This is a genomic window from Silvibacterium sp. (assembly GCF_047605705.1).
Classification (GTDB): Bacteria; Acidobacteriota; Terriglobia; order Terriglobales; family Acidobacteriaceae; genus Silvibacterium.
This window is the reverse complement of sequence record NZ_JASGFD010000096.1, coordinates 1-8681: the sequence shown is the minus strand read 5'-3', so window position 1 is coordinate 8681 and position 8681 is coordinate 1. Positions and strand designations below refer to the sequence as shown.

General features: G+C 64.0%; 8 protein-coding genes. 5 read left to right on the top strand and 3 right to left on the bottom strand.

Annotated elements, in window-relative coordinates; genetic code table 11:
* Nucleotides 1-1493 (top strand): dihydroxy-acid dehydratase (ilvD, locus tag QM649_RS19800; RefSeq protein WP_415200803.1); only part of this gene is annotated, 1493 nt, incomplete at its 5' end.
* 67 nt (nt 1494-1560) lie between these two features.
* Here ilvD and QM649_RS19795 read toward each other — a convergent pair.
* Together QM649_RS19795 and QM649_RS19790 are read right to left on the bottom strand one after the other, a co-directional pair.
* On the bottom strand, nt 1561-2052 hold the full coding sequence (locus QM649_RS19795; RefSeq protein ID WP_415200802.1) for a hypothetical protein: 492 nt from the start codon (nt 2050-2052) through the stop codon (nt 1561-1563).
* Between the two features lie 99 nt (nt 2053-2151).
* Nucleotides 2152-2979 (bottom strand): hypothetical protein, encoded by an 828-nt coding sequence (locus QM649_RS19790; RefSeq protein WP_415200801.1) that lies wholly within the window; start codon nt 2977-2979, stop codon nt 2152-2154.
* 274 nt (nt 2980-3253) lie between these two features.
* Between QM649_RS19790 and QM649_RS19785 the strand changes: the two genes are divergently transcribed.
* On the top strand, nt 3254-3475 hold the full coding sequence (locus tag QM649_RS19785; RefSeq protein ID WP_415200800.1) for a hypothetical protein: 222 nt from the start codon (nt 3254-3256) through the stop codon (nt 3473-3475).
* A 1-nt stretch (nt 3476) separates the two neighbouring features.
* Nucleotides 3477-4229, top strand: coding sequence for a septal ring lytic transglycosylase RlpA family protein (locus tag QM649_RS19780; RefSeq protein WP_415200799.1), 753 nt, complete (start codon nt 3477-3479; stop codon nt 4227-4229).
* A gap of 230 nt (nt 4230-4459) precedes the next feature.
* Here the strand turns inward: QM649_RS19780 and QM649_RS19775 are convergent, their stop codons facing one another.
* Nucleotides 4460-5593 (bottom strand): DEAD/DEAH box helicase, encoded by a 1134-nt coding sequence (locus tag QM649_RS19775; protein ID WP_415200798.1) that lies wholly within the window; start codon nt 5591-5593, stop codon nt 4460-4462.
* A gap of 921 nt (nt 5594-6514) precedes the next feature.
* On the opposite strand from QM649_RS19775, the gene QM649_RS19770 reads away from it, so the two are divergent.
* Nucleotides 6515-6868 (top strand): PadR family transcriptional regulator, encoded by a 354-nt coding sequence (locus tag QM649_RS19770; protein ID WP_415200797.1) that lies wholly within the window; start codon nt 6515-6517, stop codon nt 6866-6868.
* Nucleotides 6865-8681: ABC transporter permease (locus QM649_RS19765; RefSeq protein WP_415200796.1), on the top strand; the 1817-nt coding region annotated here is incomplete at its 3' end. The genes QM649_RS19770 and QM649_RS19765, both read left to right, overlap by 4 nt.

The window sequence follows — 8681 nt, the reverse complement described above, 5'->3', positions numbered from 1 at the left end:
ACTGCGACAAGATCACCCCCGGCATGCTGATGGCCGCCATGCGCCTCAACATCCCCGCGGTCTTCGTCTCTGGCGGCCCCATGGAGGCGGGCAAGGCCGTCATCAAGGAAAAGAAGCAGGCCTTCGACCTGATCGACGCGATCGTCTCGGCTGCCGACATTCATTATTCGGATGAGGAAGTCGCCGTCATCGAGCGCTCGGCCTGTCCCACCTGCGGATCCTGTTCCGGCATGTTCACGGCGAACTCGATGAACTGCCTGACCGAGGCTCTTGGCCTTGCGCTGCCGGGCAACGGCTCGGTGCTGGCCACGCACTCCGACCGCGAGCAGCTCTTCCGCCGCGCCGGGCACGTCGCCGTCGATTTGGCGAAGCGCTGGTACGAGCAGGACGACGCCAGCGTGCTGCCGCGCAATATCGCGACGCGCGAAGCTTTTGAAAACGCCATGAGCCTCGATATCGCCATGGGCGGCTCGACGAACACGGTGCTGCACCTGCTGGCTGCCGCCATCGAAGGCGAAGTGGACTTCACCATGGCGGACATCGACCGCCTCTCGCGCAAGGTGCCCTGCCTCTGCAAGGTCGCGCCCGCCAAGAGCGATGTTCACATGGAAGATGTACACCGCGCCGGTGGCGTGATGGCCATCGTCGGCGAGCTCGACCGCGCCGGTCTCATCCAGGCCAACACATCCACCATCCACGCAGCCACGCTCGGCGACGCGCTCGACGGCTGGGACATCATTCGCAGCAAGGAAGAGTCGGTCGACACGTTCTATCGCGCCGCTCCCGGCAACGTCCCCACGCAGCAGGCCTTCTCGCAGTCGGCCCGCTGGGACGAGACGGACAAGGATCGCGAGAAGGGCGTCATCCGCTCCGCCGAACACGCCTTCAGCAAGGACGGTGGCCTCGCCATCCTCTTCGGCAATATCGCGCCTGAGGGCTGCATCGTGAAGACCGCGGGTGTCGATCCCTCGAACCTCGTGCATCACGGCAAGGCCATCGTCTTCGAGAGCCAGGAAGACGCGATGGACGGCATCCTCAACGACAAGGTGGTCGCGGGCGATGTGGTGGTCGTGCGCTATGAGGGCCCGAAGGGCGGACCCGGCATGCAGGAGATGCTCTACCCGACCAGCTACCTGAAGTCGAAGGGCCTGGGCAAACTCTGCGCGCTCATCACCGACGGCCGCTTCTCGGGCGGCAGCTCGGGGCTTTCGATCGGCCACATCTCGCCGGAAGCAGCCGAAGGTGGCCTGATCGGACTCATCGAGGACGGCGATCCCATCCAGATCGACATCCCCAATCGCCTGATCCAGCTCGACCTCAGCGATGAAGTGCTGGAGGCTCGCCGCGCAGCCATGAACGCACGTGGCGCGAAGGCGTGGAAACCGGCCAGCCGCGAACGCGTCGTCTCACCCGCTCTGCAGGCGTATGCGGCACTCACCAGCAACGCCGCCCGCGGCGCGGTGCGCGACGTCAAGCAGCTGCACACCAAGTAAGAGCACATAAAGCCAAGGCCTCCCGGTATCCTCCATCACGCGATGGTGAGGTACCGGGAGGCCTGTCTTATTTCGCGGGATAGTTCCGGTGCATGCCCACATGCAGCCGCACTCGCTGCCCCGGCGCCGAGTTAGCCAGGAATATCGCGGTGGCACCATCCATACGAGCGGGGGGCGGATCGGAGTCCACCTGCCAGTTGGCAGGAACGGCATGCCGGATAGTAAAAACAGCCGGCCCGTCGGTAGGGTTCTCCAGGATGTACTCCTGCTCCGCAACACGGACAAAGTACCGGGTTCGCTTGCCATCCGCAATCTTCTCCTCGATATGGTGAGAAGTCAGCACGCTTTCAAGATGGCAAATGGCTCCATCTCGAAAAGCGTGCCGGTGACGGCCGAGAATCGACGGATCGGATTCAGGCTGAATTCTGCATGTCGTATCCACGACGATGGAGAGTGGAGCCGGTTGGTCCTGCGCTCCTTCCGCTGATGCGGCGAGCGACAGAAGAACAAGGACGAACAGCAAGGCTGTGAGCTTCTTCAGGCCGGACATGGCAGCCATGGTACTCGCTGACACTCGCAGCGCGATGAATTCTCTCGAAACTGCGCCTGCCTCTACGGATAAAGAGGCGGTTAGAGCAAGTGCAAGTATCCGACTGGCCTATTGCTGTCCCGGATGCTGGCGCAGCCAGCGGCGCGATTTTCGCCCATGATGAAACGCGGCATCGCGAATATCCGGCCAGAACTCGAGGAAGAGGTTGTTCGCCGCAGCGCCGGCCAGCGACGTTCCCCAGGTGCGCATGACGACCGTGGCGTTCACGCTTTCCGACGGATAGTAGGTCAGAGCGAGCGTCGAAGCGGCGAGTCGTCCGCCAAGATCGGAGTAATTCGGGACCCGCTTGCCCTTATCGTTCTGGTCGATGACCAGCCGCTCGACCGCCCAGAGCGCTCGCGTGCCGGCCGGGCCCGAGCCCATGCGGAAGTAGCGCGGATCGGTATGCATCAGCGTGGGCAGCAAGCTGTCCGAGAAGAAGCGCATGCTGGCCTCATTCAGAGCCGCCGCGCCGAGACGCTCACCGAAGGCTCCTGAATCGACGCCGAACTTGGGATCGCCGCCTGTCAGCTGCCCATATCCTGCAGAGAAGAAAGCCGGAACCAGGCTCGTCGGGCTCGTCTCCTCATGCAGCCAGAAGGCCAGCTTTTCGCCCGTGTTCAGCGGCTTGTAGGGTTGGCCGGGATCGACCACACCATGCCATTTGCTCTGCGCGTAAAGCGGCGCGGTCTGCGACGCGTGCGGCGGGGCCGGCGCATCGGGCAGGGGGTTATTGTTCTGGGGGGAGCTTTGCGGCTGGCTTTGAGCCTGACTCTGGGCCGGGGCGGAATCAAGATCCGGATTGTGATCCGGAACCTGGACCTGCGCCGCTGCAACCAGCGAACCTACCAGGGCAAGACAAACCGCAGAGAAGCAGCGTGCTTTTGTAAAAGTCATCCGATTCTTTCGTGTATTTCCGAAGTAACCATCTTTGCGGCGGCTGCCCATCCCGGGAAATCGCTCCCCAGGATTGCCTCCTGAGACAGCTGCACACCCGTTAGACAAGAAATTTCCGCGGAAAGATGTATGGACGGTTACAGAAGGTGCGAAGCGCCTCCAGCCGAGCCGTGAGGTAACTCCTTCGGCACCATAGGTCTCGCACGCATTGCTTTCGTCTTATGCGGCCACCGATACTGTCCCTGCACCCTGCCTGCGGAGAGGCGATACAGCCATGGACGAACAAAGGAAGAGCGGCTTCGAGAACTTCGGCCGCAGGGTTGACGACAAAGTAAATGAGGCGCTTCCGCGCATTGAGGAAGAGCTGAAGCGCATCATCGCCTACCTGAATGACGAGGTCGTGCCGGATGTACGCCGGAACTCGCTCAAGGCCATGCGCATCGCCTCCACGAAGCTGACCGAGCTGGCCGACCGCTGGGAGCATGGAAATCGCTAGCATGGTGAATTCTTCTTTTCGACTACGACTGGCGGCCTTGGCCGCAACATCCACGCTTTGGCTCGCCGGATGCGGCCATCACCAGCAGGCCGTCTACGTGCCGCCCCCGCCACCGGCCAGCTACCCGCAGCAGCCTGCTTATCCCCCGTCGAACGCGACCGGGATGGCCACCGCGCCAACGGCGACTCCGGGATTCGTTCCGGGGCAGGTGATTTATAGCGAAGTGGGCATGGCCAGCTGGTATGGGCCTCCGTATAACCGCCGTCGCGGCGCGAATGGCGAAGTCTTCGACCAGGACGCCGTAACCGCCGCGCACCGCACGCTGCCCATGGGCTCGCTGATCCGTGTCACGAATATGGCCACAGGCCAGACCGCGACCATGCGCGTGACCGACCGCGGCCCGTTCGTGCCCGATCGCGTGCTCGATCTCTCGGTGGGAGCAGCCAAGACCATCGGCGTATGGCGCCCCGGCACCGCGCAGGTGCGCATCGAGGTGCTGGAAGCGCCGAAGCCCATCGCCACCGGCGGCCGCTGGTGCGTGCAGATCGGAGCCTTCCACAGCGAGCATGACGCGGAAAAGCTCCAGGAGCATTTGCAGAAGAAGTACGAGACGGCGAACGTGATCGAGTTCACGGGTCCGACCGGCCACTGGGTCCGCATCCGCCCCGCCGGCGACGACCGCCAGAAGGCCGACGAGATCCAGCGCGAGCTTGAGCCGAAGGAAGGACTGGCCTACCTGGTGCGGCTGGATTAGGGCGCAGGCAAAAGTTTAAAAACGATTGTCATTCCGACCGAAGCGAGACGCTTCTTCTCTCGCGCAGTGGAGGAATCTGCGGTTCGCAGTGCAAGCGAGGATATGGGTGCCCCGTCCAAGCTTCGCTTGAGCGGGAACGATTCGATGACCGACGGAAGCAAACGCAAAAGCGGCCAGTGGGAATCATCCCACTGGCCGCTTTCTTTTATGACTGCCTGCTGGCCTACGCCTTACTCCGCAACCGAAGCCGCAGCCGTATCGTTCGCCTTGACCTTGAAGCGCTTGGTCGAGATGCGCAGGGTCTTCTCGATCTTGCGCAGCAGGTGCGTTTCGTCAGGAGCAGCGAAGGTCGACGCCATGCCCTTGGCCGAGGCGCGGCCGGTGCGGCCGATGCGGTGCACGAAGTCTTCAGCCTCACGCGGGATGTCGTAGTTCACCACGTGCGCCACGTCGGAGACATCGATGCCGCGCGCGGCGACGTCGGTGGCCACCAGCACGCGGTTGCGGCCGTCGGCGAAGCTGCGCAGTGCGGTGTTGCGCTGCGACTGCGAGCGGTCGCCGTGGATCTGCGTGGCCGTGTGGCCCTTGCGCGAGAGGCGGCGGGCAACGCGGTCGGCACCGTGCTTGGTGCGCACGAAGACCAGGAAGCTGCCCTCGTGGGCGTCGAGCAGGTGCTCGAGGAGCTCCTGCTTCTTCTCGACGGGAACCTCGAAGCTCTGCAGCTCGACGTTGTCGGAGGGCTTCATCGTCGAACCGATCTCGACGCGAACCGGGTTCTTGAGATAGTCGCGGACGACTTCCTTGATCTGGCCGCTCAGCGTGGCCGAGTAGCAGAGCGTCTGACGCTCGGGCGAGAGCGCGGCGACGATGCGCTTGATCGCGGGCTTGAAGCCCATGTCCAGCATGCGGTCCACTTCGTCGAGGACGAGCATCTTCACGCCGGAGAGATTCACGAGCCTGCGCTGGAGATAGTCCTCGAGGCGGCCCGGGGTAGCAACGATGAGGCGCGCGCCGCGGCGCAGGGCCTCGAGCTGCGGGCCTTCCGCCATGCCGCCGACGACCAGCGCCGCGCCCTGGCTGGAGCGCGTGAGCTGCTTGTAGCGCTCGAGCACCTGCATGGCCAGCTCGCGCGTGGGCAGCAGAACGAGAGCCACGGGCGTCTTGCCGGCGGGCATCCGCTCGATCACGGGGATGAGGAAGCTCAGCGTCTTGCCGGTGCCGGTGGCCGCGGTGGCCAGCACGTCATTGCCTTCGAGGGCAGGAGGAATGGCGCCGGCCTGCACCGGCGTGGGGGTCACAAACTTGGCATTGGCCAGCTGCTGCTTGAGCGCGGCCGAGATTTGAAAATCGGAAAACTGGGTCAACTTGATCCTTAGCGCGCGGCGCTGCCCGCATTCATCCTGCACACTCCCGTGCGCACGCGGACTGCCGCTGCCTGCTTGGCTTCCCCATGCAGATACACGCCTGCCGGGAAGCGAAATACTTCAGAATGCGTCGGGAAGAAGGGAGCAGGTTTCCTGTATCAGGCACCGGCTTTTCAAAGAGGGTGCGCTCTGGGAGCGCGGGCCTCGGCGTTGTTCCGAACGCTGCGTCTTCGGCCGCGATGCCTGCAGGAACCACACACTGCATGCGACGGCCTGGCCGGAGGTGCTACAAAACCGGCCATTACGCTGAGGGGCTTGGAAACGGATTGCCAGGCGATCTTGCTGGATGAGGGCGAGAACGACTCACACGCCAAACAACTGAGCGTAGCTCCATGATACCAGCGGGCGCGGCAAAATGCGACACACATCGCCAGCCGCACGCCTACAACTTCAGCATCAGCCATTCCGCGACAGCCCGCTCAGTATCGGTTTGCGCCTCTATAACCCGCACTGTCATCTCGACCGCAGCGAGACAATCCCATCGTCTCGCGCAGTGGAAAGACCTGCGGTTGCTCCGATCGAATAACGACAGAGAGAAGGAGAAGAGGAGTCGCGGACTTTGCGTTCTTTGCATCTTGGCGCTGAAAACGCGATGCAGGCACCGGCACGAATCCCTCTGTGCTCTCTGAAGTGAGATGTGCCAGTCATCTCAATCCTGCAAATCCACGTCTCAGACTCGAGACATGGGGCACCCGGCTCTTGCGACGCACACTTGTTACCAGCCCGGATCGCGACCACCGGGAGCGGGTACCGAAGGCGAAAGGCCCGGACGCTCAATCCCGCCCTGCGCGCAGCTGTCCTGTTGCTTTCCAAAACAAGACGTGGCACACTCCATTTGGATACCAAAAGGAGAATGCGCTCGTGTCGAAATCCTCCCGCTCCGACGTCCAGCAGGGAACCCTGGCCCTGATGGTCCTGAAAACCCTCGACGTGCTTGGTCCGCAGCACGGCTATGGCATTGCGCGGCGCATCGAGCAGATCTCGGGCGACCGGCTGGCGCTCAACCAGGGCACGCTCTATCCCCTGCTGCTGCGCCTCGAGCAGGAGGGCGCGATCGCCTCGGAGTGGGGCGCGTCCGAGAACAACCGCCGCGCGCGCTTTTACGAAATCACCAAGGCCGGACGCAAACAGCTCAAGACCGAACTCGAAGGCTGGCAGCAGACCGCGGAGATTGTCGGCCGCTTTGTCGCCGCAAAGGCAGAGGAGCTGGCATGAGGATCTCTATCCGCCGCTATGCGGCACGCCTGCGCAACACTCTTCTGCGCAAAAGCGAAGACGCGCGCCTGCGCGAGGAGATGGAGACACACATCGCCCTCGAGACCGAGGCGAATCTTGCCGCGGGCATGGCGCCCGAAGAAGCGCGGCGGCAGGCGCGGTTGAGCTTCGGCCACGCCGAGGCAATCCGCGAGAGTTATCACGCCGAAGCCGGCATTCCGTGGTTCGGCAATCTCGTTCGCGACCTGCGCCATGCGCTGCGCGAGCTCTGGCATGCACCCGGATTCACGCTGGCCTCCGTGCTCACTATCGCGATCGGTATCGGCGCCACCACCGCGGTCTTCACGCTCATCGATCAGGCGCTGCTGCGGCCGCTGCCTGTTCCACAGCCGGGTCAGCTCTGGGCCATCGGCGGGTCGGACGACTGCTGCTACTCGGCGCGTTATGCGCAGGATGAGTGGCACTTCTTCTCCGATGAAGCCTATCGCTTCTTTCGCGAACGCAATCCCGAGTTCAGCGACCTGGCCGCGTATCAGACGGGCATGGGCAACGCCGAGCTGGCGGTGCGCCGCGCCGGAGACCGTGAACCGGTTGCAGCACGCAATGGCCAGTACGTCTCCGGCAACTACTTCCGCGCACTTGGCCTGCGCGCATGGCGCGGGGTGCTCTTTACCGACAGCGACGATGACGAAGGCGCGCCGCCGGTTGCGGTGATGAGCTATCGCACCTGGCAGCAGAAGTATGGCTACGATCCCTCGGTCGTAGGCGCGGCCTTCAGCATCAACGGACAGGCCTTCACCGTCATCGGCATCGCGCCACCCGGCTTCTTCGGCACGCGCATGGGCAATGACATGCAGGCCGACTTCTGGCTGCCGCTTTCGACCGAGCCGCTCATCGCCGGAGCCACATCCCGGCTCAACGACACGCGCACCGGCTGGCTCAACCTGATCGGACGCCTCAAGCCCGGTGTCGATCACGCGCAGCTCGAAGTGCGCATCCAGGCCCAGCTGCATCAGTGGCTCAACAGCCATCTCTCGGAGATGACGCCCGAAGAGCGGTCGCTGCAATCGCGGCAGATCGTGCACCTGGTGCCCGGAGGCGGAGGCGTTTCACCGGATCGCACAGAGTATCGCAGCTGGCTCACGCTGCTGCTGGCCGCATCGGGCTGCGTGCTGCTGGTGGCCTGCGCAAACCTCGCCAACCTGCTGCTGGCGCGCGGCCTGCGCAATCGCCCGCAGACGGCCATCCGCGCGGCGCTTGGAGCTTCCCGCGCAAGCCTCGCACAGCGCGCTCTGGTGGAGAGCCTGGTACTCAGCGCCATCGGCGCGGGAGCCGGTCTTGCGGTTGCATGGGCCGGCGCGCAGCTCATCCTCAAGCTGGCTTTCCCCACATCGAGCATGACCCCGTTCGATCCCACGCCTTCGCTGCCTGTGCTCTTCTTCGCGATGGGGCTATCGATCGTGACCGGCCTCATCTTCGGAATCGCGCCTGCGTGGTCAGCCTCGCGCACGCAGCCGATCGAAGCCATGCGCAGTGGCACGCGCACGGTTGCCGGAGGAGGCACGGGCCGCACGCAGCGGACACTCATCCTCGCGCAGACCGCGCTCTCGCTGGTGCTGGTGAGCATGGCCGCACTGCTGGCGCTCAGCCTGCGCAACCTCGAGCATCGCGACTTCGGCTTCCCGACCGAGGGCCGCTACGACATCAGCATCGACCCCAAACTTTCGAACTATCCGCAGGAGCGGCTGCTGCCGTTCTTCGAAGAGATCAAGGCCCGCGTCGGCGCCATCCCCGGCGTGACTGAGGTGACCGC

What these genes read in the sequence shown, in the direction of transcription:
- QM649_RS19795 (WP_415200802.1), bottom strand. Translation starts at nt 2,052, where the DNA reads ATGGCTGCCATGTCCGGCCTGAAGAAGCTCACAGCCTTGCTGTTCGTC.
- QM649_RS19790 (WP_415200801.1), bottom strand. Translation starts at nt 2,979, where the DNA reads ATGACTTTTACAAAAGCACGCTGCTTCTCTGCGGTTTGTCTTGCCCTG.
- QM649_RS19785 (WP_415200800.1), top strand. Translation starts at nt 3,254, where the DNA reads ATGGACGAACAAAGGAAGAGCGGCTTCGAGAACTTCGGCCGCAGGGTT.
- QM649_RS19780 (WP_415200799.1), top strand. Translation starts at nt 3,477, where the DNA reads ATGGTGAATTCTTCTTTTCGACTACGACTGGCGGCCTTGGCCGCAACA.